Below are 24,129 nucleotides of genomic sequence, written 5' to 3' on the forward strand. Positions count from 1 at the left end.
GTCGGTGCGGCCCGCGCTCAGGCGGTGAGGGCCCGCACCACGGCGTCGGCGAGCAGCCGTCCCCGGCGCGTCAGGACGACCCGGCGCGGGCCGTCGGCCCCGAGCGCCGCGGGAGCCTCCACGAGCCCGTCCGCCACGAGGCCCGCGACCGCCGTGCGCGCTGCGGGCGCGAGGTCGGCGAGCGGCAGGCCGTCGGCGATCCGCACGCCCAGCATCACGCGCTCCAGCGCGGCGAGGTCCCCGTCGACGATCTCGCGGCCGGCGGCCGGGCTGAGGCCGCGCGCGAGGCGGTCGGCGTACGCGCGGGGGTGCTTGACGTTCCACCACCGGACGCCGCCCACGTGGCTGTGGGCACCCGGGCCGACGCCCCACCAGTCGTCGCCGCGCCAGTAACCGAGGTTGTGGCGTGACGCGTCGGCAGGGGTCCGCGCCCAGTTGCTGACCTCGTACCAGCGCAGGCCCGCCGCGGTGAGCAGGTCGTCGGCCAGCTCGTACTTGGCGGCCTGGTCGTCCTCGTCGGGCAGCGTGAGCTCGCCGCGGCGCACCTGCACGGCCATCCGCGTGCCGGCTTCGACCACGAGCGCGTAGGCGCTCACGTGGTCCACGCCCGTGGCCAGCGCCGCGTCGAGCGAGCGGCGCCAGTCGTCGAGGGACTCCCCCGGCGTGCCGTAGATGAGGTCGAGCGAGACCCGCAGACCCGCGTCGCGCGCCCACCGCACGACGTCGGGGACCCGGGCCGGGTCGTGCGTGCGCTCGAGCGTGCGCAGCACGTGCGGCACGGCGGACTGCATGCCGAACGACACGCGGGTGAAGCCGGCCGCCGCGAGGCGAGCGAGGCCGTCCGGCGTCACGGAGTCGGGGTTCGCCTCGGTCGTCACCTCGGCACCGGGCGCCAGACCCCACGTCTCGCGCACGCCGTCGAGCAGGCCGACGAGGTCGTCCACCGGCAGCAGCGTGGGCGTCCCCCCGCCGACGAACACCGTGGCCACCTCGCGCGGCGGCACCCCGGCCGCGCGCAGCACGCGGTCCGCGAACGCGATCTCGCTGCGCGCCGTGCCCGCGTACGCGGCGAGGCTCGCACCGCCGCCGAGCTCGGTGGCGGTGTACGTGTTGAAGTCGCAGTACCCGCACCGCACGGCGCAGAACGGCACGTGCAGGTAGACGCCGAACGCGCGCGCGCCCGCGCCATCGGCGGCCGAGGCGGGCAGCGCGCCGTCCGCGGGGGCGGGGTCGCCCTCGGGCAGGGCGGGGCTCACCGGGCGCCGCCTGCGTGCGCGGCGGTGCGGCTCACTTCTTCTTCGCGTCCTTCGCGTCCTTGCTGCCGGCGGCGTCGGACGACAGCGCGGCGATGAAGGCCTCCTGCGGCACGTCGACCCGTCCGATCGTCTTCATGCGCTTCTTGCCCTCCTTCTGCTTCTCCAGCAGCTTGCGCTTGCGCGAGATGTCACCGCCGTAGCACTTGGCCAGCACGTCCTTGCGGATCGCGCGGATCGTCTCGCGGGCGATGATGCGCGCGCCGATGGCGGCCTGGATCGGCACCTCGAACTGCTGGCGCGGGATGAGCTCCTTGAGCTTGGCGGTCATCATCACGCCGTACGCGTACGCCTTGTCCTTGTGCACGATCGCGCTGAAGGCGTCCACGGTCTCGCCCTGCAGCAGGATGTCGACCTTGACCAGGTCCGCCGCCTCGTCACCGATGCGCTCGTAGTCGAGGCTCGCGTACCCCCGCGTCCGGGACTTCAGCTGGTCGAAGAAGTCGAAGACGATCTCCGCCATCGGCAGCACGTACCGCAGCTCGACGCGCTCCTCGGACAGGTAGTCCATGCCCTGCAGCTCGCCGCGCTTGCCCTGGCACAGCTCCATGATCGCGCCGATGAACTCGGCCGGCGCCAGGATCGTCGCCTTGACCATCGGCTCGCGGACCTCGCCGATCTTGCCGCTGGGGAACTCGCTCGGGTTGGTCACCGTGACCACGCTCTTGTCCTCGAGCGTCACCTCGTAGACCACGTTCGGGGCCGTCGAGATGAGCGCGAGGTCGAACTCCCGCTCCAGGCGCTCGCGCACGATCTCCAGGTGCAGCAGCCCGAGGAAGCCGACACGGAAGCCGAAGCCGAGGGCGACCGACGTCTCCGGCTCGTAGTTGAGCGCGGCGTCGTTGAGCTTCAGCTTGTCCAGGGCGTCGCGCAGGATCGGGTAGTCGGTGCCGTCGATCGGGTACAGGCCGGAGAACACCATGGGCTTGGGGTCGGAGTAGCCGCCCAGCGCCGTCGCGGCGGGCTTGCTCGCGTTCGTCACGGTGTCGCCGACCTTGGACTGGCGCACGTCCTTGACCCCGGTGATGAGGTAGCCGACCTCACCGACCCCGAGGCCCTTGGTCGGCACCGGCTCCGGGGAGCTGACGCCGATCTCGAGCAGCTCGTGCGTCGCGCGGGTCGACATCATGACGATCTTCTCGCGCGGGTTCAGGCTGCCGTCGACCACCCGGACGTAGGTGACGACGCCGCGGTACGTGTCGTAGACCGAGTCGAAGATCATCGCGCGGGCGGGCGCGTGCGCGTCGCCGACCGGCGGCGGGACCCTCTCGACGATCCGGTCGAGCAGCTCGACGACACCCGCACCGGTCTTGCCCGACACCTGCAGGCAGTCCTCGGGCTCGCAGCCGATGAGCTTGGCCAGCTCCTCGGCGTACTTCTCGGGCTGCGCGGCCGGCAGGTCGATCTTGTTGAGCACCGGGATGATCGCCAGGTCGTTCTCGAGCGCGAGGTACAGGTTGGCCAGCGTCTGGGCCTCGATGCCCTGGGCGGCGTCGACCAGCAGCACCGCGCCCTCGCAGGCCGCCAGCGAGCGCGACACCTCGTAGGTGAAGTCGACGTGACCCGGGGTGTCGATCATGTTGAGCGCGTAGGCGTCGGCACCCACGCCCCACGGCATCCGGACGGCCTGGGACTTGATCGTGATGCCGCGCTCACGCTCGATGTCCATGCGGTCGAGGTACTGCGCGCGCATGGCACGCGCGTCGACCACGCCCGTGAGCTGCAGCATGCGGTCGGCGAGGGTCGACTTGCCGTGGTCGATGTGCGCGATGATGCAGAAGTTGCGCAGCAGCTCAGGAGCGGTCGCCGCAGGGCGGATCCGCTCGGCGGCGGTGGCGGACGGGATCGGCAACTCGGCGTTCTCCGGCTTCTTGACGGTCTGTCGACGGTCGGGCGACCGTGGCACTGGCGCGCCGCCTCGACGCCCGGGCGTCCGGAGGTCGGCGGTATCTCGACCCACGTCGGCTGGCCCGGCTCTCCCGGGTGTCGGTGGCGGGTCCCACCATGGTCCCATGACGGGCGACCGAGGTGATGCACGGGCGGGCGCGGACCTGACGACGTGCGGGGGCGAGCCCGACCTCGCCACGCTCGGGTCGCTGCAGGACGCGTTCCTGGCGGCCGTGCCCGCGGTGCCCCCCGACACCCGCGTGCCGTGGTGCGGACGGTGGCGGGTACGGCACCTCGTGGTGCACCTGGCGCGCATCCACCACTGGGCCGCGGGCCAGGCACGACGCTCCCAGGAGACGCCGCTGGGCCGCGGGCCGTTCGTGCTCGACGAGCTCTACGGCGCGCAGGCCCGCGAGCTGCGCGAGACCCTGGCGGCACTCGACCCCGACGCACCGGCCTGGACCCTCGACGACAGCCGGGTCGTGCGGTTCTGGCACCGTCGGCAGGTCCACGAGACGCTCGTGCACCTGTGGGACCTGCGGACGGCCGGCGGCCTGCCTCTCGACGTCCCGGCCGCCCTGTGGGCGGACACGGTCGACGAGGTCGTGCGCGTGATGCATCCCCGCCAGGTGCGACTGGGGCGCGTCGGCGCACCGGACCGGCGCATCGGGCTGGCCGCCACCGACGTCGGCCGGGCGTGGACCGTGCACGCCGCGGACGACGCACCCGCGGCGCCCGTCGTCGAGGTGGCGGGCCCGGCCGGCGCGCTCGCGCTGCTGCTGTGGGGGCGCACCACGTGCGACGACCCGCGGCTCGCGGTGACCGGCGACCGCGGCACGCTGGAGGCGGCGCTGGCACCCGGCCTGACCCCCTGAAGAGCCTGGTCCCGCAAACGCGTGGGCAGCGCACCCTGTGCGGGCGCTACGTTCCTGCGCGTGGACGAGGACTACCTGACGATCAACCGGGCCAACTGGGACGCCCGCGTGCCCGTGCACCTCGCGAGCGGGTACGGGACGCACGAGCTCCTGGCGGACCCCACGGCGCTGTCCGGTGTCGTGCGGTTCGACCTTCCGCGCCTCGGTGACATCGCCGGCCTGGACGCCGTGCACCTGCAGTGCCACCTCGGCACCGACACGCTCAGCCTCGCGCGGCTGGGGGCGAGGGTCACCGGCCTCGACCTGTCGGGCGACGCGATCGCTGCCGCGCAGGACCTGGCAGCCCGCGCGGGGACCGACGTCGAGTACGTCGTGTCGGACGTGTACAGCGCGGTCGACGTGCTCGGACCGGCGCGGTTCGACCTCGTGTACACGGGCATCGGCGCGCTGTGCTGGCTGCCCAGCATCGAGCGCTGGGCCCAGACCGTGGCAGGGCTGCTGCGGCCGGGCGGGCGGCTGTTCGTCCGCGACGCGCACCCCGTCCTGCTCGCGTCCCTGGGGATGGTGGTCGGCGCGGAGCATCCCGATCGGGCCCAGCAGCCCTGGATCACCGCACCGGGCACGGCGACGCCCGCGCTGGAGCTGCCCTACTTCGAGCAGTCCGAGCCCTTGCGCTGGGACGACGCGACGACGTACACGGGCGGCGCCGGCGCCGTGGTCTCACCGGTCTCGGTCGAGTGGAACCACGGGCTGGGAGAGATCGTGACAGCGGTGCTCGACGCGGGCATGGAGGTCACCGGCCTGCACGAGCACGACAGCGTGCCCTGGGACGCGCTGCCCGGCCTGATGACCTACGACCCCGCCACCGGCGAGTGCCGGCTGACGGACCGTCCGGAGCGTCTCCCGGCGTCGTTCACCCTCACCGCACGGCTCAGGCCTCCCGCGTGATCCGGACCTGCACGACGAGGTCCTGCGTCTGCGGACCGGCGTAGATCCCGCGCAACGGCGGCACGTCGTCGTAGCAGCGCCCCCGCCCCAGGACGACGTGGTGCTCCCCCGCCCGCACCCGGTTCGTCGGGTCGTAGCCGGTCCACTCGCCGGTCCACCACTCGAGCCAGGCGTGCGACTCGCCCGTGACCGTGGCACCGACCTCCCCCGACGCGTCGGGGTTCAGGTACCCCGAGACGTAGCGCGCCGGGATGCCGAGCGCGCGCAGCGCGCCCAGCGCGAGGTGGGCCATGTCCTGGCAGACGCCCGTGCGCTTGGTCCACGCCTCCGTCGCGGGCGTGTGGACGGTCGTGACCCCCGGGATGTACTCCATCTCGTCGCGCAGCGCCCGGCACACCGCCTCGGCCGCCGCAGCCGGCTCGAGCCCGTCGGCGGCGGCCTGCGCGAGGTCGACGACCTCCTGCGGCACCTCGGTCGCGTCGGTCACGGCGAGGTGCTCCGAGAGCCGGTCCCGCACCTCGGGTCCGCGCAGCACGTCCCAGCCGACCGTCGACGACGGCCCGGGCCGCTCGGCGACCTCCACGACGTGCTCGGCCGTCAGCACGAGCGACCGGTGCGGGGCGAGCACCTCGAACGCGGTCACGTGCGTGCCCCAGTAGTCGCGGTAGTCGTGCGTCCACGTCTGCGGGTGGATGTCGAGGCGTGACTCGAGCACGACCTGCCCGGGGTGGGACAGCGGCGTCATGCGGGCCTCGTTGTACGACGCGACCACCGGGTCGGTGTAGCGGAACGTGGACGTGTGGACGATCCGCAACCTGCTCACAGCGCCTCCCCCACCCACGTCAGCTCGGACCCCGAGGGGAAGTAGCGCCCACGGATGGAGTCGGAGGCGGCCGAGCACGCCCGCTGCACCAGCTCCATCTCCCGCGGCAGCGCGTCGACGATCTCCATGAGCGGCCGGTACTCCAGGTTCGTGCGGACGTGACCGATGTGACGACGCGCGTCACCGATGCTCGCGCGGTCCGCGACCGGCTCGAGCGCCGCGAGCGACGCCTCGGCCTCGTTGAGCGCGTAGACGATCGACCGGGGGAAGAGCCGGTCGAGCAGGAGGAACCCGGCGGCGCGCTCGTCGGAGGCGTTGCCCCGGTACGTCCGCAGGAACGCCTCGTGCGCTCCGCAGGACCGCAGCAGCGTCACCCAGCTCGGCCCGGCGGAGCCGGCCAGCGCCCGCGTCGTCAGCAGCCGCGCCGTCATGTCGGCGCGCTCGATCGAGCGGCCCAGGACCATGAAGTGCCAGGTCTCGTCGCGTGACGTCGTCGACTCGACGATCCCGGTGACGATCGCCGCGCGCTCCCGCACCCAGGTGAAGTAGTCGTGCGGGCGCGCCGGTCGCATCTGCGAGGGCAGCTGGTTCCAGGTGGCGTTGAGGCACTCCCAGAGCTCCGTCGACACGATCTCGCGGGCCCGGCGCGCGTTCTCCCGGGCCGCGACGAGGGCACCGGCGATCGAGGACGGCGAGAACCGGTCGTAGCCGAGCACGTCGAGCACGTGCTCGCGGCCCACGTCGAGGTCGGCGGGCGGCGCCGGCCGGTCCATGACCGACAGCAGGGACCGGCACGCGAGGTCCTCCTCGGCCCACGGGTCCTCCAGGAGGATCTGCACGTGCACGTCGAGCAGGCGTGCCGTGTCGTCGGCGCGCTCCACGTAGCGGCCGATCCAGAACAGCGACTCCGCGATCCGGCTCAGCACGCCGTGCCCCCCGTCGTCCTCTGCTGCTGCTGCTGCATGACCTGCACCCGGGCGTCCGACGGGTTCGAGTCGATCGGGACCGACGCGTCCTTCGGCACCGCCTGCGGCAGCGCCTGGTTGGGCACGGGAGCCCGGCGCGGCACGCGGCCGCCGAGCACCCAGGTGTCCTTGGAACCGCCACCCTGGGACGAGTTCACCACGAGCTGCCCCTCGGGCAGCGCCACGCGGGTCAGACCGCCCGGCAGGACGTACACGGAGTCGCCGTCGTTGACGGCGAACGGCCGCAGGTCGACGTGCCGCGGCCGCAGCCCGTCCTCGACGAGCGTCGGGACGGTCGACAGCTGGACGACGGGCTGGGCGATCCACCCGCGCGGGTCCTCCCGCAGCCGCGCGCGCAGCGTGTCGAGCTCGGCACGTGTGGCGCTCGGCCCCACGACCAGCCCTTTGCCGCCCGACCCGTCGACCGGCTTGACCACCAGCTCGTGCAATCGGTCGAGCACCTCCTCGAGGGCCCCGGGCTCCTCCAGCCGCCACGTGTCGACGTTGGGCAGGATCGCGTCCTCGCCGAGGTAGTACCGGATGAGGTCGGGCACGTAGGTGTAGAGCAGCTTGTCGTCCGCGACGCCGTTGCCGACCGCGTTCGCGATCGTGACGTTGCCGAGCCGCGCGCAGGTCATCAGGCCGGGGCAGCCCAGCAGCGAGTCCGACCGGAAGGTCACCGGGTCGATGAACTCGTCGTCGACACGGCGGTAGACGACGTCGACGCGCTTGCGACCCTGCGTGGTCCGCATCCACACCCGCCCGCCCGAGACGTACAGGTCCCTGCCCTCGACCAGCTCGACGCCCATCGTGCGGGCCAGGAGGGTGTGCTCGAAGTACGCGGAGTTGAACACTCCCGGCGTGAGGACGACGACCGTCGGGTCGTCGACACCGTCGGGGGCCGCCGCGGTGAGAGCGGCCAGCAGCCGACGGGGGTAGTCCACGACCGGCCGGATGCGCAGCGTCGCGAACAGCTCGGGGAACGTCTGGGCCATCGCCCGCCGGTTCGACAGCACGTAGCTGACGCCGGACGGCACGCGGACGTTGTCCTCCAGCACGCGCCACCCGTCGAGCGAGTCGCGGACGAGGTCGATGCCCGAGACGTGCACGCGGACGCCGTTGGGCGGCTCGATGCCGCGCGCGGCGCGGTGGAAGTGGGTCGACGAGACCACGACGGACCGGGGTACCACACCGTCCGCGACCGCCTTCTGCGGCCCGTAGACGTCCGCGAGGAACGCCTCCAGCGCCCGCACCCTCTGCGCGACGCCCGGGGCGACGTGGTCCCACTCGTCGCCGCCCATCACCCTGGGCACGACGTCCAGCGGGAAGGGACGCTCCTCGCCCGCGAAGTCGAACGTGACGCCCTGCTTGAGGTACGAGCGCGCCAGGGTTTCCGCACGTGCCCGCAGCTCACCGGCCGAGAGCTGGGCGAGGGCCGAGTGCACGTGGCGGTACGCCGCCTGGATCTCGCCCTCGGGACCGATCATCTCGTCCCATGCCGCACCCGGCGGGTAGTCGTCGAAGAGGTCCGCCATGGCGCGAATCTAGTCCGCCCGTGTCAACGTCGCGTTACGTGGCGCGGCGGCCACGACACCCTCGCCGCTAGGGTCGGTGACCGTGACCGACGGACGCTGGCGGACCGCCCTGCGCACCGCGGGCCGGCGTCTCCTCACGGGCGGACGGCCACGGCCGTCCGACGCCGTGCCGGGCCGGCGCCGTCCAGGCGCCGGCGACGCCGCCGTCGTCCGCCCCGGCTACGCACCGCGCCCCGACGGGCAGCCCGACCCGGGCGAGGTCGTGTGGACGTGGGTCCCCTACGAGGACGACCCCCGCCGGGGCAAGGACCGCCCCGTGCTGGTGCTCGCGGTCGAGGGCCCGACGGTCGTCGCGCTCATGCTCACGAGCCGTGACCACGACCGTGACGCGGCGGACGAGGCACGGCACGGCCGGATCTGGCTGGACGTGGGGCCCGGCGGGTGGGATCCGCGGGGCCGGCCGAGCGAGGTGCGGATCGACCGGCTGCTGCGGCTCCCCGTCGCCGGCGTGCGGCGCGAGGGCGCAGCGCTCGACCGGCAGCGGTACGACGAGGTGGTGCGGGCCGCTGCCCGGACGCACGGCTGGTAGGATGTCGAACCGCGTGCCCGCCTGGGTCGGCGGGCGCGGGCGCAGGCCTTTCCCGAGGGTGTCCCCACGCCCCAGTCCTGGCGCTGCGCATGCCCTCTACGACCTGTCAGATCGCTTCGGCGACCTAGCCAAGAGAGTCCACACGTGGCGAACATCAAGTCCCAGATCAAGCGCATCCGCACGAACGAGAAGGCACGGCAGCGCAACAAGGCTGTCAAGTCCGAGCTCAAGACGTACGTGCGGCGCGTCCGCGAGGCTGTCGCCGGTGGCGACAAGGAGGCGGCGAGCACTGCGCTCGCCGTCGCGGCCCGCAAGCTCGACAAGGCGGCGTCGAAGGGCGTGATCCACGCCAACCAGGCCGCCAACCGCAAGTCGGCGCTGTCGAAGGCCGTCAACGGCCTCTGAGGCCCCCGCGCGCAGCTTCCACCTGCGCGCACGGGACCGCCGGCCCGCGTGAGCGGCCGGCTCCCGCACGGACGTGCGGAAGGGCGGCACCCCCCGGGGTGCCGCCCTTCCGCACGTCCGCCCTCGGTCAGCTGCCGAGGGACCACGTCTCGCGCGGAGCGCCCGTCGGCACCGACGGCTGGAAGCCGGCCTCGCGCAGCGCACGGTCGAACGCGCGTGCCGCGGCCTCGACGTCGCCGTGGCGCAGGTACCGGTCGCCCAGGTCGCGCCAGACGCCGGCGGAGTACCGCGTGGCGGCCATCATCCCGAGCATGTCGGCGCCCCACTTGAACGCCGCGACCGCTCCCTCGTGGTCGCCGCGCGCGTCGAGGACGTCCCCGAGCGCGATGTGAGCCGTGGCGGCCTCGAGGCGCGGCGCCTCACCCAGCCCGGCGAGCGCCGCTCGCGCGTCGTCCTCCGCGGCCGCCTCGTCGCCGAGCAGGAGGTGCGCGCGCGAGCGCTCGACGCGCAGCCGTGCGACGTCGAGGGCCGACCCGACCGCGGTCAGCCCGGGCTCCGCCTTGTCGATCTGCTGCAGCGCGGCCCGGGGGTCCGCCGGGTCCGAGCGCAGGAGCAGCCAGGCGTAGTTCAGCCGCAACCGAGGCAGGTCACGGTCCGGCTCACCCTCGGAGAGCAGCGCCAGGGCCCGCTCGGTGTACCGCTGGGCGAGCTCGTAGTCACGGCGCTGCTCCGCCACGAGCGCGGCGTTCCAGTACACGCTCCCGCGGCCGCGGGGCGTGCCGAGCGACTCCGCGAGCCGGACGAGCTCCGCCGCCCGGTGGGTCGCGTACAGCAGGTCTCCCCGCTCCACGTACGCCCAGAGCACTGTCGACGCGAGGCGCAGGTGCTCGTCGGTGCCCACCAGGTCGGCGGTGTCCAGGTCGGCGAGCGTCCGCTCCCCGACCTCGACGGCCCGGTGCAGGTCACCCGCCTCGAGGTAGCACCCGACGAGCGCGGTGGTGAGCACGGCGGCGCGCAGGTGGTCGGGCCGCTGCTGCGTCTCCGCCAGCAAGGGCTCGAGCAGCATGATCGCCGTCTCGAGCTCGCCCAGGAGCTCGTGCGCACGGGCGAGCGTCGTCAGCGCCTCCGCCCGCAGCACGGGCGTCACGACCGCCAGGTCGAGCGCGCCGACGCGCGCCACCGCCCCGGCTGCGTCGCCGGTGGCGAGGTCGAGCCGCGCGTAGTCCAGCTCCAGCCGGGTGCGCGCCTCGTTCGGGCCGTCCTCCCCGTGCTTGAGGAACTCGAGCGTCGTGCCGAGCCGGTCGGCCAGCACGCCGAGCGCGGCGTCGGTGGGTTCCCGGTGCCCCGCCTCGATCAGGGAGATGTAGCTGGGCGAGAACGCGCTGCCCGCCAGGGCCGTCTGGGACAGCCCAGCGGCCAACCGCGCCTCGCGGACGCGGTCACCGATTGTCGTCATGAGAAGTCATTGTACGTATGACGATCGCGGACGCCATCCCCCTGGCGCACACGGCGCGTCGCGCCCGTCCGCACGGACGTCGGGGCCGTGCGCACCTCGGCATGCGCACGGCCCCGACGGGAGGGCGCGACGACCGCGACGAAGCCGCCGCGGTCACCGCACCCCGGTCCGACAAGCTCAGACGAAGTCCTTGCAGCACCCGCTGCCGCCGCCGTTGAGCGAGACGGACGCGTTCACTGCGGGCGTGCCGACGACGAGCGCGCCGACGATCGCGAGAGCGGCGACTGCACTGGTGAGGGGCTTCATGTCGTTCTCCTGTCTGAGGGCTGCGTGCTCCCTGGGGACGGGACTTCGACGGCCCGCCAGGTCGGGACACGTCGCCGACAGAGTGACACATCACCAGGAGTGGTGCGAACACCCATGCACCCGAACGTGTCGGGACGGGATTCCACCCTCCGTCCAGGAGATCACGTGTCCGGACTTGTGGTGTCATAGGGCCCATGACATCGGAGGACCGTGACGCGCTGATCGCGCAGCTCGCAGCGGCGGTCGACGCGGCGATCCCGCGCGAGCTGCGACGCGCGTGGGAACGGCACGTCGCGCAGGCGCCGGTGCTCGTGGCACGCCAGGGGATCTACTCGGCCCACGGCCGCCCGTTCGCGTACCAGTTCTCCTACCGGGCCCCGGGTCACCACCCCGAGCTTGCCCGGGGCTGGGACCGCTTCGACCACGAGCGCGCGACGGATCACGTGCTGCACGCGACCTTCGGGCGCGCGGACCTCGAGGACGTGGCGCACGGTCGGCTGCTGTTCGTGCGGTGCCCCCGCGCCCACCTGCTCGGGGAGCTGACCCTCCCCGCGCGCCCCGACCGGCTCGTCATCGAGCTCAGCACCACGACGGACGTGGACGCCGCCGCCCTGGCGGGCCTGCGGCGACTGCGCGAGCAGGGCTTCCGGATCGCCTTGCCGGCCTTCGTCGACACGCCGCAGCAGCGCAGGCTGCTGCCGCACTGCGACTTCGTCAAGGTCGACGTCCGCGACCTCGACGTGGAAGGGCACCCCGTCGTGCGCGTCGCGCGGTCGTTCGGCGCGATGCTCGTCGCCGAGTACGTCGAGTCGACGGACGCGCTGCAGCACGCACGGGACCTCGGCTTCACGCTGTTCCAGGGCAACCTGATCGAGCGTGCCGGCGTCCTGGACCGTGCGGGGGCCCGCCTCGTGCGGTGACACCCCCCCCACCGGCGGGTCGGGTCGGGTCGCCCGGCTGCTGCGTCCGTCCGGGTGACGTGCACCGATGGTGACGTCATGAAGTGGGAGCACCGCCCTCTCCCATGACGTGACCACGAACGAGGCCGGGCCGCCGACCGCACCCGTCGCGCGCCAGCCCATCCGTCGGACCGACGGTGGCGTGCTGGGCCACGAGTACCTCTACCGCTCCCCCACGGGCGAGGTCGCGGGCGTGGACCGCTGGCCGTCGCACCGCCAGGACTCGGCGTCGGCGTCGGTCCTGCGGATGCTGTACGGCACCCGGCCACCCGCCGGCAGCGGGCTCGTGTTCGTCAACGTGACGCGTGCCTTCCTCGTCGGCCGGCTGCCGCTGCCCCCGGCGGACCGCCGCCTGGTGCTCGAGGTCGTGGAGTCGGTGCCCGCCGACGGCGCCAGCCTCGCAGGGCTCGCCAGGCTGCGGGCGCAGGGCTACCGGATCGCCCTCGACGACTGGACCGCCACGCGGGACCAGCGCGCGATGCTGCCGCACGCGGACTTCGTCAAGATCGACTGCCGCGACCTCGACGCCATCGGCGACGCCGGCCTGCGTCGGGCGCGCGCGGGCGGCGCCCGCCTCGTCGCCGAGCGGGTCGAGGACGAGGACCTGCGCGCACGCTGCGTCGCGCTCCGGTTCGACCTGCTGCAGGGGTACGCGCTGGGGCGCCCGAGCCTCGTCACCGGCGCGGCCTGAGGCATCACCGGCCCGCGCGGCGAGCCCTCAGCGGTCGACGGCCGCCGCGACGCGCAGCACGGCACGCTCGACCGCGAACCGCGGGTCGCGCCCCTCGCCCTTCACCTCGGCGTCGGCCTGGGCCACGGCCGAGATCGCGACCGCGAGCCCTTCGGGCGTCCACCGGCGCAGGTCCTGCGTCGCGCGGTCGACCTGCCACGGCGCCATGCCGAGCTCACGGGCGGCGGCGGCCCCCCGCCCGCGGACGGCGCCCACCTTGGCCAGCGTGCGCAGCCGTGCGGCGACGGCGGCCACGATCGGCACGGGATCGAGCCCCGTCGCGAGCGCGTGGCGCAGCAGCGCGACGGCGCGCCCGGGGTCGCCCGCGACCGCGGCGTCGGCGACCTGGAACCCCGTCGCCTCGACGCGACCCCCGTGGTAACGCTGCACGGCCTCCTCACCGATGAGGCCGGTCGTGTCGGCGACGAGCTGTGCGCAGGCGGCCGCGAGCTCCCGCAGGTCGGACCCGACCGCGTCGACGAGGGCCCGGACCGCCCGCGCGTCGGCACGGCGCCCGGCCCGCTTCAGCTCCTCGGTCACGAACGCGGACTTGTCCGCGTCCGAACGCACCTGGTCGCAGCCGACCGTGGGTACCTGTGCGCGCTTGGCCGCGTCGAGCAGGCGCTTGCCGCGCTGGCCGCCGGCGTGCCGCAGCACCACCACGACGTCGGGCACCGGGTCCGCGAGGTAGGCCTCCGCGTCGAGCAGCAGCGCGTCACCGGCACGCTCGACACCCTCGACGAGCACGACCTTGGCCTCGGCGAACAGCGACGGGCTCGTCAGGACGGTGAGCTCCCCCGTCGCGTACGTCGCCGCGTCGACACGCGTCACCTCGACGTCCGGGTCGTTCTCGCGCGCGCGCACGACGATCCGGTCGCACGCCCGCTCGGCCAGGAGGTCCTCCGGGCCGCTGACCAGGACCACCGGAGCCGGCTCGGCCTGCGTCCAGGGCACCCCCGAGGAGGTGCCGGCGGAACGGCCGCGGCCGGACGAGCCGCCGGCGCCGCGGGACGAGCGTGCAGGGGTTCGGGCGGCCACGGCACCAGCCTGCCAGACGCGGCCGACACCCACGGCCTGCCGGCGCGCTCACCGGTCCGCCGCCGGCCGCAGCACCAGGACGGCCGCGGCGACGACCACCAGCACGGCCGCGACGGCGCCGCCGGGACCGGGCCACCAGGCCAGGCCGGCGCCGGGCAGGGCGGCCGCGCACCGTGCGACGGCGGCGAGCCACCAGCAGGCCGCACCCGCCACCGCGGCGAGCACCTCGGCACCCGCCGGCCAGAGGTCCGCCAGCAGGGCGGCGAGCAGACCCAGCACGGTGGCGGGTGCGATCACGGGCGCCACCACCAGGTTCGCCAGGACGGACCAGGGGCCGAGCGTCGGCCACAGCGCCAGGGTGACCGGCAGGCAGCCCAGCTGGGCGGCGACGGGGGCGGCGAGCAGCGTCGCACCGGCCCGCCCGCAGCGCGGCGACCACCGGGTGACCAGCGGGCCCCCGAGGACGACCAGGCCGGCGGTCGCCGCCACCGACAGCGCGAAGCCGACGTCGACGGCCAGCCACGGGTCCGCCGCGAGGAGGCCGACGACGGCCGCCGCGAGTGCGGCGGGTCCGGCCGCCCGGCGGCCCGCGAGGAGGCCGAGCAGCCCGATCCCCCCCATGACGGCCGCCCGTACGACGCTCGACGCCGGCCCGACCACGAGCAGCAGCCCGGCGCCGGACGCGGCGACCGCGGCGACCCGCAGGAGGCGCGGCGCGCGCACCGCGGACGCAACCGCGAGCGCCAGCGCCCCGAGGATCGCGAAGTGGGCGCCGGAGACCGCCATGACGTGCGCCAGCCCGGCGGACCGCATGGCGGTCACGAGGTCCCCCGGCACCCCCGAGGTGTCCCCCACGCTCACCGCGGGCAGCAGCCCGCGCACGTCGGGCGGCAGGGACGCGGACACCGCCCGGGCGCCGTCGCGCACGCCCGCCGCCCAGGCCTGCGTCGCGGGCGGCGGCGCGGTGACGACGGGCGGCTGCCGTGCCCGCAGGCGCACCGTCGGCCCGGCGCCCCCGGCGACGGGCGCGACCGTGCCGCGCACGTGCACCGCGGCGCCGAGCGGCGCCCCGCCCGGGGCGACGACGTCGACCCGCGCGCGCACCCGGTGCCATCGCCCGCCGACGGCCACCGCCGAGGCGGCCACGGTGAACCGCACGGACCCGTCCGTCCCCACCGCCGGGCGCGGGGCGTCCGCCACCCGACCGAGCACCTGGACACCGCGCCCGTCGTCCACCGCGGCCAGGAGCGGGGCCGGTGCGCGCAGCGCGTGCGCGCCACCGCCGGCGACGACCACGACGGCCGCCGTCGCCGCGCACAGCGCGACCGCCGGCGCCGCCCGGAGCAGCGCGGCCCGTGCACGTCCCGGGACGCGGTGCGCGGCCGTCCGCGGCCCCCGGCCCGGGCGGGACGGACGCCCGGCGACGTGGCGGACGGCGAGCGCCAGCACCAGGACGGCCGCGGCGGACAACCCTGCCAGCGATGCCGGCGCGAGCGCAGCGGCTGCCGCAGGCGCGTGGACGACGGCGAGCGCCGCACCCCACGCGGCGACGGCCGGCGGCACGAGCCGCAGGTCGGCCCTGACCGCGGCTGCCGCCGGCCCGGCGCTCACACGCGGACCCGGGTCCGCAGGTCCGCCAGCAGCGCCGGCCCGATCCCCGGGACGTCGTCCAGCTCGTCGACCGACGTGAACGGGTGCGCGGTCCGGTGCTCCACGATGCGCTCGGCCAGCACCGGCCCCACCCCCGGCAGCTCCTCGAGGGTCGCGGCGTCGGCGGTCGCGAGATCGACGAGCCCGTCGTGCGCGGGCTGCACGGGCGCAGCGGCCACCTCCCCGACGACGGGCACGACGAGCTGCTCGCCGTCGGCGAGCACCCGCGCCAGGTTGACCCCGGCGAGGTCCGCGGCGGGCAGGCTCCCGCCGGACGCCGCGACGGCGTCGCTCACGCGAGCCCCGAGGGCGAGCTCGACGACGCCGGGCCGTGCCACCGCGCCGACGACGTGGACGACGACGCGCTCCTGCGACCCGACGGGCACCGCGGGCGGCGCGGTCCCGGCGGCCGGTGACGTCCCGCCCGCCTCCCCCGGCACCGCGGGCGTCGGGATGATCACCGGCTCACCCCGTGGTGCCAGCCCTGCGCGCAGCGCGAGGCCGCCCGCGACGAGTGCGAGGACGACGACCGCCGCCCCGACCGTCCGCCAGTCCGGCACCCACCGCACCGCCGCCCGCGGCGCCTCGCCCAGCGGGACCGTGGTCGCGTCCGCTGCGGCCGCGCTCAGGGCCTGCGACACCGTGGGACGCCACGGGAGGTCCGCGCCCTCCTGCCTGACGTCCCCGTGCTCGACCTCCCTGTGCCCGATGGCCACGCGCCCGGTGACCTCGTCCCCGGGGCCCGGCGGCGGGACGCGCGCCTGGGGCGTCCAGCCGGACGGCGCCCGCCGGAGGGCGGGACCGCCGTCCGTCCCCACGCCCGGGGCGCTGCGCGGCACGGGACCGCCGTCACGCGGCACGTGGTCGCGGGTCCCGCGCGGCGCGGGCCCCACCTCGGCGCCGTGCCGCGGCGCGGCGAGGGCCGCGAGCCGACGTGCGACGTCGGACGGGGCGCGAGGGCGATCGAGGTGCGGCACCGCAACGACGCTAGGGCGGCGGCCCGGCGCAGGACCGGCCGCTCCGCCGGTCGGTGGACGGTGCGGGCCGACGAAGGGCTTGTGGTCGCCTCGACGATGCCCGCGCCCGGGTCAGGCGTCGGTGACGACCACCGCGAGCAGCCCCGGGCCGACGTGCGCGGTGAGCACCGCGCCCGCGTCGGCGACGAGCACCTCGACCGCCGTCGTGCCCGCGGCGCCGGTGAGCCGCTCGGCGAGCTCGTCCGCCGTGCCGGACGGTCCCACGTGGTGCACCCCGATGCGCGCGGGTCCGCGCGCCACGAGGTCCGCGAGCGCGACCTGCTCCAGCCGCTCCCGGGCACCGCGACGCGTGCGGACCTTCTCGCCGACCACGAGGCGCCCGTCCTGCACCGACAGGATCGGCCGCAGGCCGAGCACCGTGCCGAGCGCGGCGGCGGCGGTGCCGAGCCGGCCACCCCGGCGCAGGTGCTCGAGGGAGTCCACCAGGAACCACACGCGGCTGCTCTCGGCCGCCGCGGACGCGACCTGGGCGACCTGGTCGGCGTCGGGCCACACGGGCTCCGGCCCGCCGCGGTGCACCGCACGGCTGACCCACCGCCGCACGGCCCGACCGCGGCCGTCCCCCGCCGGGTCCGTGTCCTGCTCGACCTCGTCCTCCGGCGTGCCGGCGTGGCGGGCCGCGGCCAGGGCCGCGAAGCCCAGGCCGAGGGCGGCGGTGCGGGTGTCCACCACCCGCACCGGCACAGGGCTGACGGTCGCCGCGGTCCGCGCGGACCGCACCGTCCCCGACATCTCGCCGGACAGGTGCACGGACACGATCTCGTGCGCCCCGGCGGCGGCGGCGCGCTCGTACGCGGCGGCGAACGCCGAGGGCGGCGGCTGCGAGGTGGTCACCTTGGCGCCCCGCTCCAGGGCGTGCAGCAGCTGGTCCGGCGTCACGTCGACGCCCTCGCTGTAGCGCACGCCGTCGATGCTCACGTCGAGGGGCACGACCTGCAGGCCGACGGCCCCGGCGAGCCCCGGCGGCAGGGCGGCGGTGGAGTCGGTGACCACCGCCACCCGCGGGCGCGGCGCGGCCGCCGGGCTCAGGCGGGCACCACGTTCACGAGCTTGGGTGCCCGCACGACGACGGTGCGCACGTCACGCCCGGCCAGCGCACGCTGCACCCCGGCGTCGGCGAGCGCCAGCTCCCGCAGCTCGTCGTCACCGACGGACGGCGCCACCTCGGCGCGTCCGCGCACCTTGCCCTGCACCTGGAACACGCACGTCACCGTGTCGTCGACGAGGTACTGCGGGTCCGCCTGCGGGAACGTGGCGTGCACCACGGACTCGTCGTGCCCCAGACGGGACCACAGCTCCTCGGTGATGTGCGGCGCGATCGGCGCGGTCATCACCACGAGCGCCTCGACCACGGACCGCGGGCTGCGCTCGAGGGTCGTGAGGTGGTTGTTGAGCACGATGAGCTTGGCGACGGCGGTGTTGATCCGCATGCCCTCCATGTCGTCGCGGACGCCCGCGACGGTCCGGTGCAGCACGCGCAGCGTCTCGACGGACGGCTCGTCGTCCGAGACGACCAGCTCGCCGGTCTCCTCGTCCACGACGTTGCGCCACAGCCGCTGCAGGAACCGCTGGGCGCCGACGACGGCACGGGTCTCCCACGGGCGCGACAGGTCCAGCGGGCCCATCGACATCTCGTAGACGCGCAGGGTGTCCGCGCCGTACGCCTCGTACATCTCGTCCGGCGACACCGCGTTCTTCAGCGACTTGCCGATCTTGCCGTACTCGCGGTTGACGGGCCGCCCCTCCCACGTGAAGCCGGTCGGGGACGCCTCGTCCTCGACGACCTCGGCCGCGGGCACGTACACGCCGCGCTCGTCGGTGTAGGCGTACGCCTGGATGTACCCCTGGTTGAAGAGCTTGTGGAACGGCTCGGAGCTGCGCACGTGCCCCAGGTCGTGCAGGACCTTGTGCCAGAACCGCGCGTACAGCAGGTGCAGCACGGCGTGCTCGACACCCCCGACGTACAGGTCCACGCCCCCGGTCGACCCGGCCGGCTGCGCGCCGTGACCGGGGCCCATCCAGTACTCCTCGAGCGCCGGGTCGACGAGGACGTCGTCGGAGCGCGGGTCCAGGTAGCGCAGGTAGTACCAGCACGAGCCCGCCCAGTTGGGCATGGTGTTGGCGTCGCGTCGGTAGCGCTTGGGCCCGTCGCCCAGGTCCAGCTCGACGTAGAGCCAGTCGGTGTTGCGGCCCAGCGGCGGCTCCGGCTCGGAGTCCGCGTCGTCCGGCTCGTAGGTGCGCGGGGAGAAGTCGGGGACCTCGGGCAGCTCGACGGGCAGCGCCGAGTCCGGCAGGGCGATGGGCGTGTCGTGCTCGTCGTAGACGATCGGGAACGGCTCGCCCCAGTAGCGCTGCCGGCTGAACAGCCAGTCGCGCAGGCGGTACGTGACGGTGCCCTCGCCCAGGCCCTTGGCGGCCAGCCACTCGACGATGCGCTCCTTGGCCTCGCCGACCTCCAGGCCGTCGAGGCTGATCTCGTCGTTGGACGAGTTGATGACGGCGCCGTCGCCCGTCCGCGCCCCGGGGGGCGTGCCCTCGGGGGCGTCGACGGTGTAGACGACGGGCAGCTCGAAGGCCTCGGCGAACTGGAAGTCGCGCTCGTCGCCGCCGGGGACGGCCATGATCGCGCCCGTGCCGTAGCCCATGAGCACGTAGTCGGCGGTGAACACCGGCAGCAGCTCGCCGTTGACGGGGTTCGCGGCCAGGTGACCGGTGAACACGCCCGTCTTGCGTCCGGCGTCCTGCTGCCGCTCGACGGCCGTCTTGGCGGCGGCCTGCCGGCGGTAGTCGGCGACGGCCTCGGCGGGCGAGGCGTGCCCGCCCGTCCAGGCGCTCGACGTGCCGTCGGGCCACGCCTGCGGCACCTCGTCCAGCAGGGGGTGCTCGGGCGACACGACGAGGAACGTGGCACCGAACAGCGTGTCGGGCCGTGTCGTGAAGACCTCCACCTCGTCACCGCCCTGGACCGCGAACCGGACGCGGGCACCGGTCGAGCGGCCGATCCAGTGCCGCTGCATCGCCTTGACCTTCTCGGGCCAGTCGATGAGCTCCAGGTCGTCCGTCAGGCGGTCCGCGTACGCGGTGATCCGCATGTTCCACTGGCGCAGGTTGCGCTGGAAGACCGGCATGTTGCCGCGCTCGGAGCGCCCGTCGGACGTGACCTCCTCGTTGGCCAGGACCGTGCCCAGCCCGGGTGCCCAGTTGACGGGCGTCTGCGACAGGTACGCCAGGCGGCGCGAGTCGACGACGCGACGCCGCGTGGCCTCGTCGAGGTCGGCCCACGTCGCCCCGGCGGGCACGCCCTCGACGTCCGTGGGCAGCGGGCGCGTGCCGGCGGCGTACTCCTCGACCAGCTCGGACACGGGGCGCGCGCGGCCCGTGCCGCCGTCGGGACGCACCGCGTCCTCGTCGTACCAGGCCTCGAAGATCTGCAGGAAGATCCACTGCGTCCACCGCACGTAGTCCGCGTCGATGGTCGAGAACGACCTCCGGGGGTCGTGCGCGAGGCCCAGGCGACGCAGCTGGCGCTGCATGATCGCGATGTTCGCCTCGGTGGTGACGCGCGGGTGCTGGCCCGTCTGGACCGCGAACTGCTCCGCGGGCAGGCCGAACGCGTCGAACGCCAGCGCGTGCAGCACGTTGTCCCCGCACATGCGCCGGAACCGCCCGACGACGTCGGTGGCGATGTAGCCCAGCGGGTGCCCGACGTGCAGGCCGGCGCCCGACGGGTACGGGAACATGTCCATGACGAAGAAGGGGCGCGCCGCCGGGTCGGCGTGGCGACCCTGGCCGTCGGTGAGCGGGCCGACCGGGTTGGGTGTGAAGAACGTGCCGCGCTTCTCCCACTCGTCCTGCCAGCGCAGCTCGATCTGCTGCGCGAGGGCGGCGGTGTAGCGGAACGGGACGTCGTCGGGGGTCGGGTTCGGGGACTGGTCGCTCACCGGTGAATCGTACCGACGCCTGCCCGGCCCGCCGTACCCGGCGCCGCGGTCAGCCGACCCGCGCCTCCACCGGCGGGTCGCCCGCGCGCTCGGCGGGCGGCGCCGCGACCGGCGGAGGCGTCCACCCGACCGTCAGCACGATGAGCAGCCCCACGGCCGTCAGGCCCGCACCGACCCACGCGGGGGCGAGCAGCCCCCAGCCCGCGGCGATGACGAGGCCACCGAGGAAGGCGCCCGCGGCGTTGCCGAGGTTGAGCGCCGAGTGGCACAGCGCGGCACCGAGGGACGGCGCATCGGGCGAGAGGTCCATGAGGCGGGTCTGCAGCGACAGCCCCAGCACCTGGGACGTCACGCCCAGCAGCACGATGGCCGTGACCGCCGCCACCGGGTGGCGACCGACGAGCCCGATGACGACGAGCACGACGATGGTCGCGACCATGCCCACGACGACGGTCCCGAGGACGGACCGGTCGGCAAGACGTCCGCCGAGCAGGGTGCCTGCCGTCATGCCGACGCCGTAGAGGGCGAGCACGAGCGGGACGAGGCCGACGTCCAGGCCGGTCACGTCCGTGAGCAGGGGCTTGACGTAGGAGTACACGGCGAACATGCCGCCGAACCCGACGGAGCCCGCCGCGAACGCCACCCACAGCCGGCGGTTGCGCACCGCCGCGAGCTCGCGCCGCACACCGGCGGCGGGGTCGGACGGCAGGGACGGCGTCCACCGGTGCAGCGCGGCGAGGGTGGCGATCCCGGTCGCCCCCACGCCGACGAACGCCCAGCGCCAGCCCGTCGCGTGGCCGACGACCGCGGTCAGGGGCACGCCCACCGCGCACGCGACGGTCAGGCCCGTCATCATCGCCGCGACCGCGCGGCCGCGGCGCTCGGCCCCGACGACGGCGGTGCCCATGGCGGCACCCACCCCGAAGAAGGCGCCGTGCGGCAGCCCGGCGAGCAGGCGGGCCGCGACGAGCGTCTCCAGGGTCGGCGCGAACGCCGCCATGACGTTGCCGACGGTGAAGGCGACCATGAGCAGCAGGAGCAGCCGGCGCCGGTCGAGGCGCGCTCCGAGCGCCGCGAGCGTGGGCGCCCCGAGGACGACGCCGACGGCGTACGCCGTGATCGCGTGCCCCGCGGTGGGGATGTCGACGTCGAGGTCGGCGGCGATCTCGGGCAGCAGACCCATCGTGGCGAACTCGGTCGTGCCGATCGCGAACCCGCCGAGCGCGAGGGCCAGCAGCGCCCGGCCGGCACCGGCGGGCGTGGCGGCCGGCGCGGCTGCTCGGGGCGCTGTGCTCACGGACTGTCCTCGAATCGATTCGACACGGGTGCGACCGAGACGGTCGGTCGCTCAGGGGATCGGGCGAGAGTACGTCAGGGGCGAGCGGTCAGCCAGATCGCGCTCGCCGCGACCTCGCCCAGCTCCACGCGGTCCGCGGCGCCGTCGACCTGCACGCTGACGACCCCGGTCACCGCGCGGCGCTCGTCGAGCGTCACCGGGGCGTCCAGCACCAGTCCGACGCCCTCGAGGTACCGCAGCAGCTCGGGGTCGGCGTCCGAGATCCGCGCGACGCGGTACTCCCCCGGCTCGAGCTCCCACATCACCCGGGCGTCGGGCAGGTGCACCGTGCCGTCGGCCGCCGGGATCGGGTCGCCGTGCGGGTCCCGGTCCGGGTCCCCCAGCACGGCGGACACCCGCTCCACGAAGCGGTCGCTCACCGCGTGCTCGAGGACCTCGGCCTCGTCGTGGACCTCGTCCCAGCCGTAGCCGAGGCGCTGGACCAGGTACGTCTCGATGAGCCGGTGGCGGCGCACCATCGCCACGGCGTGCGCGCGCCCCTCCTCGGTGAGCTCGACCGCCCCGTACGGGCGGTGCGTCACCAGGCCGGCGTCCGCGAGCCGCTTGACGGTCTCCGAGACCGTCGAGGCGCCCACGCCCAGCCGGCTCGCGAGCAGCTTGGTGGTCACGGGGACGTCGGACCACTCCTGCGCCCCCCAGACCACCTTGAGGTAGTCCTGGGTCACCGCCGACAGGGGGGCAGGGCTCTCCGTCACGAGGCCCAGCGTAAGCGCCCTCAGGACCCGTCGACGCTCCAGTGCCACGGCTCGCCCGGCAGGTTCTCCAGGCCGTAGTCCCCCGCGTGCTCGACCATCCAGGCGTACGCGGGGCTGCCGGAGTGCAGCGAGCGGCCGCCGGACGTGAAGTCGATCGCGAGGCCGCGCTCGTGCCGCGAGGACCCGGGACGCGCCGTGCTCGGCGAGCACGCGGACGCGGGCTTGTCGTAGACGTCCGCGTCCGTCGGGCCGCAGTGCGCACGACGCAGCGCCACCTGCTGGTCCGGGCTGCGCCACCCGCCGCCGCCCAGCTCGACGCCGTCCGCGCGAGCGGCGTCGACGAGCGCGTCGACGGCGTCCGCGAGGCACGGGTGGACGCGGATCCCGCTGCGGGTGCGCACGACGTCACCCTCCGCCACCGGCCCGTCCACGTCCGCGCAGTCCGTCGGCTGCACGCCCGACGGGACGAGGGCCTCGGGGGCGTCGACCCGCCACAGCACCTCGCCCTGCGGCGCGACGAGCAGCACCGCCGCCTCCTCCAGGACGAGCCGGGCGCCGGGGCGACCCGCCGTGCCCGTCCCCCACACGGGGGCACCCGCCGCGTCGAGCAGCACGAGGTCGCCGTCCTCCTGCAGCCGCGCCGTCTCGCCGGGAGCCGCGTCGGCCGGCGACGTCCAGAACGGTGTCCCGTCCCACGTCGCCACGAGCACGCCGTCCGCCATCCCCAGGCCGAGGTGTCCCGACGGGGAGCCGAGCGTCGTGCCCGCGGCGAGCACGCCGCCGGGGTCGAGCGTCGCCGGCCCGATCGGGGTCTGCGAGCTCCAGACCGGGGCGCCGGCCTCGTCCAGCAGGACCAGGTTGCCGTCGTCCTGCACGGCGAGCGTCAGCGGGCCGCGGCCGGCGGTGCGGCTGCGCCACACGGGGTCACCCGCCTCGTCGACGGCGACGAGGTTCCCGTCGGCGCGCAGCTCGAGGGCGACGGACGGACCGGCGTCCGGGTCGGTCGCCACGGCATCGGGCGCCCACCGGACGGCCGCGTCGGGGCCCTGCAGCTGGACCCCCTCACCGGGCACGACGAGCAGGGTGTGACGGCCGTCCGGGGACGTCAGGATGTCCGTACCGGTCAGGCGCGCGGGGCCGTCGAGCGTCGTGGGCGCCTGCGCGGTGCCACTGCTCCACACGACGGTCCCGTCGGGCGCCTCCACCACCACGTCACCGTCGTCGCGCACGTGGAGGGCCCCGCCGGTCCCGCCCGTGGCAGTGCTCCACAGGAGCGTGCCGTCGGGTGCGACCAGGCGTACGTCGCCGGACGGGTCGGTCGCCAGCGTGGCACCCGGGACGCCCCGGCCCGACGACCAGCGGGTGACGTCGTCGAGCGCGTACAGCCCCAGCGAGCCGTCCGGCTGGACGACGAGCAGGTGACCGCCGCCCGGCGCCATCAGCGCCTGCCCGGCCGTGAGCTGCTCGCCGGGACGCAGGACGTCCTCCCCCGCACCCGCGACGGCGGGAACGGCACCGGCGAGCACCAGACCGGCGGTGACCACCGCGATCGCCGTCACCCGTCCCATGCGCGTTCCCCCCCGCCGCACCGCGCCGGCTCGGGCGGCCGGCGCGCTGCGC

21 protein-coding genes are annotated in these 24,129 nt (G+C 75.2%); 6 read left to right on the top strand and 15 right to left on the bottom strand.

Features of this window, described 5'->3' with window-relative positions; all coding sequences use genetic code 11:
- Positions 1–17 precede the first annotated feature (17 nt).
- Positions 18–1,256, bottom strand: coding sequence for a radical SAM family heme chaperone HemW (gene hemW / locus NP075_RS11650; RefSeq protein ID WP_227566529.1), 1,239 nt, complete (start codon positions 1,254–1,256; stop codon positions 18–20).
- Between the two features lie 31 nt (positions 1,257–1,287).
- The gene (gene lepA, locus NP075_RS11655; RefSeq protein WP_284439893.1) at positions 1,288–3,165 is read right to left on the bottom strand and encodes a translation elongation factor 4; all 1,878 of its coding nucleotides are present in this window, start codon (positions 3,163–3,165) and stop codon (positions 1,288–1,290) included.
- Between the two features lie 160 nt (positions 3,166–3,325).
- On the opposite strand from lepA, the gene NP075_RS11660 reads away from it, so the two are divergent.
- Both NP075_RS11660 and NP075_RS11665 read left to right on the top strand, forming a co-directional pair.
- Positions 3,326–4,075, top strand: a complete 750-nt coding sequence (locus NP075_RS11660) for a maleylpyruvate isomerase family mycothiol-dependent enzyme (RefSeq protein WP_227566528.1) — start codon at positions 3,326–3,328, stop codon at positions 4,073–4,075.
- A 60-nt stretch (positions 4,076–4,135) separates the two neighbouring features.
- Entirely contained in the window at positions 4,136–5,023 is an 888-nt protein-coding gene (locus NP075_RS11665; RefSeq protein ID WP_227566527.1) for a class I SAM-dependent methyltransferase, read from the top strand.
- Here NP075_RS11665 and NP075_RS11670 read toward each other — a convergent pair.
- The 3 genes from NP075_RS11670 to NP075_RS11680 are packed head-to-tail and all read right to left on the bottom strand — an operon-like array spanning position 5,007 to position 8,346.
- Positions 5,007–5,846 carry a transglutaminase family protein gene (locus NP075_RS11670; protein ID WP_227566526.1) on the bottom strand — a complete coding sequence of 280 codons (840 nt, stop codon included), beginning with the start codon at positions 5,844–5,846 and terminating at the stop codon, positions 5,007–5,009. The two genes, NP075_RS11665 and NP075_RS11670, sit on opposite strands and share 17 nt — an antisense overlap.
- The gene (locus NP075_RS11675; RefSeq protein WP_227566525.1) at positions 5,843–6,772 is read right to left on the bottom strand and encodes an alpha-E domain-containing protein; all 930 of its coding nucleotides are present in this window, start codon (positions 6,770–6,772) and stop codon (positions 5,843–5,845) included. The genes NP075_RS11670 and NP075_RS11675 overlap by 4 nt, the downstream gene beginning before the upstream one ends.
- Positions 6,766–8,346: a circularly permuted type 2 ATP-grasp protein gene (locus tag NP075_RS11680; protein WP_227566524.1), complete on the bottom strand. Its 1,581-nt coding sequence runs from the start codon at positions 8,344–8,346 to the stop codon at positions 6,766–6,768. Before NP075_RS11680 ends, NP075_RS11675 begins: the two co-directional genes overlap by 7 nt.
- An 82-nt stretch (positions 8,347–8,428) precedes the next feature.
- Here NP075_RS11680 and NP075_RS11685 point away from each other — a divergent pair, with 82 nt between their 5' ends.
- Together NP075_RS11685 and rpsT are read left to right on the top strand one after the other, a co-directional pair.
- Positions 8,429–8,935, top strand: coding sequence for a type II toxin-antitoxin system PemK/MazF family toxin (locus tag NP075_RS11685; protein ID WP_227566523.1), 507 nt, complete (start codon positions 8,429–8,431; stop codon positions 8,933–8,935).
- A 144-nt stretch (positions 8,936–9,079) separates the two neighbouring features.
- Positions 9,080–9,340: a 30S ribosomal protein S20 gene (gene rpsT / locus NP075_RS11690; protein ID WP_227566522.1), complete on the top strand. Its 261-nt coding sequence runs from the start codon at positions 9,080–9,082 to the stop codon at positions 9,338–9,340.
- A gap of 127 nt (positions 9,341–9,467) precedes the next feature.
- Here the strand turns inward: rpsT and NP075_RS11695 are convergent, their stop codons facing one another.
- The gene (locus tag NP075_RS11695) at positions 9,468–10,796 is read right to left on the bottom strand and encodes a helix-turn-helix transcriptional regulator (RefSeq protein WP_227566521.1); all 1,329 of its coding nucleotides are present in this window, start codon (positions 10,794–10,796) and stop codon (positions 9,468–9,470) included.
- 177 nt (positions 10,797–10,973) lie between these two features.
- A complete protein-coding gene (locus NP075_RS11700; RefSeq protein WP_255630744.1) occupies positions 10,974–11,102 on the bottom strand; it encodes a hypothetical protein in 129 nt (42 codons plus the stop codon).
- Between the two features lie 194 nt (positions 11,103–11,296).
- Between NP075_RS11700 and NP075_RS11705 the strand changes: the two genes are divergently transcribed.
- Positions 11,297–12,022 carry an EAL domain-containing protein gene (locus tag NP075_RS11705; protein WP_227566518.1) on the top strand — a complete coding sequence of 242 codons (726 nt, stop codon included), beginning with the start codon at positions 11,297–11,299 and terminating at the stop codon, positions 12,020–12,022.
- A 109-nt stretch (positions 12,023–12,131) separates the two neighbouring features.
- Positions 12,132–12,752 carry an EAL domain-containing protein gene (locus NP075_RS11710; RefSeq protein WP_227566517.1) on the top strand — a complete coding sequence of 207 codons (621 nt, stop codon included), beginning with the start codon at positions 12,132–12,134 and terminating at the stop codon, positions 12,750–12,752.
- Between the two features lie 27 nt (positions 12,753–12,779).
- On the opposite strand, the gene holA is transcribed toward NP075_RS11710, so the two are convergent.
- The 8 genes from holA to NP075_RS11750 form a co-directional block, all read right to left on the bottom strand.
- Complete coding sequence (gene holA, locus NP075_RS11715) at positions 12,780–13,745, bottom strand: DNA polymerase III subunit delta (protein WP_227566520.1); 966 nt, start codon at positions 13,743–13,745, stop codon at positions 12,780–12,782.
- A gap of 132 nt (positions 13,746–13,877) precedes the next feature.
- A complete protein-coding gene (locus tag NP075_RS11720; protein ID WP_227566516.1) occupies positions 13,878–15,440 on the bottom strand; it encodes a ComEC/Rec2 family competence protein in 1,563 nt (520 codons plus the stop codon).
- The gene (locus NP075_RS11725; protein WP_227566515.1) at positions 15,437–16,456 is read right to left on the bottom strand and encodes a ComEA family DNA-binding protein; all 1,020 of its coding nucleotides are present in this window, start codon (positions 16,454–16,456) and stop codon (positions 15,437–15,439) included. Before NP075_RS11725 ends, NP075_RS11720 begins: the two co-directional genes overlap by 4 nt.
- Before the next feature lie 111 nt (positions 16,457–16,567).
- On the bottom strand, positions 16,568–17,509 hold the full coding sequence (locus tag NP075_RS11730; RefSeq protein WP_227566514.1) for a DegV family protein: 942 nt from the start codon (positions 17,507–17,509) through the stop codon (positions 16,568–16,570).
- 32 nt (positions 17,510–17,541) lie between these two features.
- Positions 17,542–20,457: a leucine--tRNA ligase gene (gene leuS / locus NP075_RS11735; RefSeq protein ID WP_227566513.1), complete on the bottom strand. Its 2,916-nt coding sequence runs from the start codon at positions 20,455–20,457 to the stop codon at positions 17,542–17,544.
- A gap of 49 nt (positions 20,458–20,506) precedes the next feature.
- The gene (locus tag NP075_RS11740; RefSeq protein ID WP_227566512.1) at positions 20,507–21,754 is read right to left on the bottom strand and encodes an MFS transporter; all 1,248 of its coding nucleotides are present in this window, start codon (positions 21,752–21,754) and stop codon (positions 20,507–20,509) included.
- 74 nt (positions 21,755–21,828) lie between these two features.
- The gene (locus NP075_RS11745) at positions 21,829–22,509 is read right to left on the bottom strand and encodes a metal-dependent transcriptional regulator (RefSeq protein WP_227566511.1); all 681 of its coding nucleotides are present in this window, start codon (positions 22,507–22,509) and stop codon (positions 21,829–21,831) included.
- 20 nt (positions 22,510–22,529) lie between these two features.
- Positions 22,530–24,077, bottom strand: a complete 1,548-nt coding sequence (locus NP075_RS11750) for a D-alanyl-D-alanine carboxypeptidase family protein (protein WP_227566510.1) — start codon at positions 24,075–24,077, stop codon at positions 22,530–22,532.
- Positions 24,078–24,129: the final 52 nt, after the last annotated feature.

The sequence above is a fragment of the Cellulomonas wangsupingiae genome (assembly GCF_024508275.1).
Classification (GTDB): domain Bacteria; phylum Actinomycetota; class Actinomycetes; order Actinomycetales; family Cellulomonadaceae; genus Cellulomonas; species Cellulomonas wangsupingiae.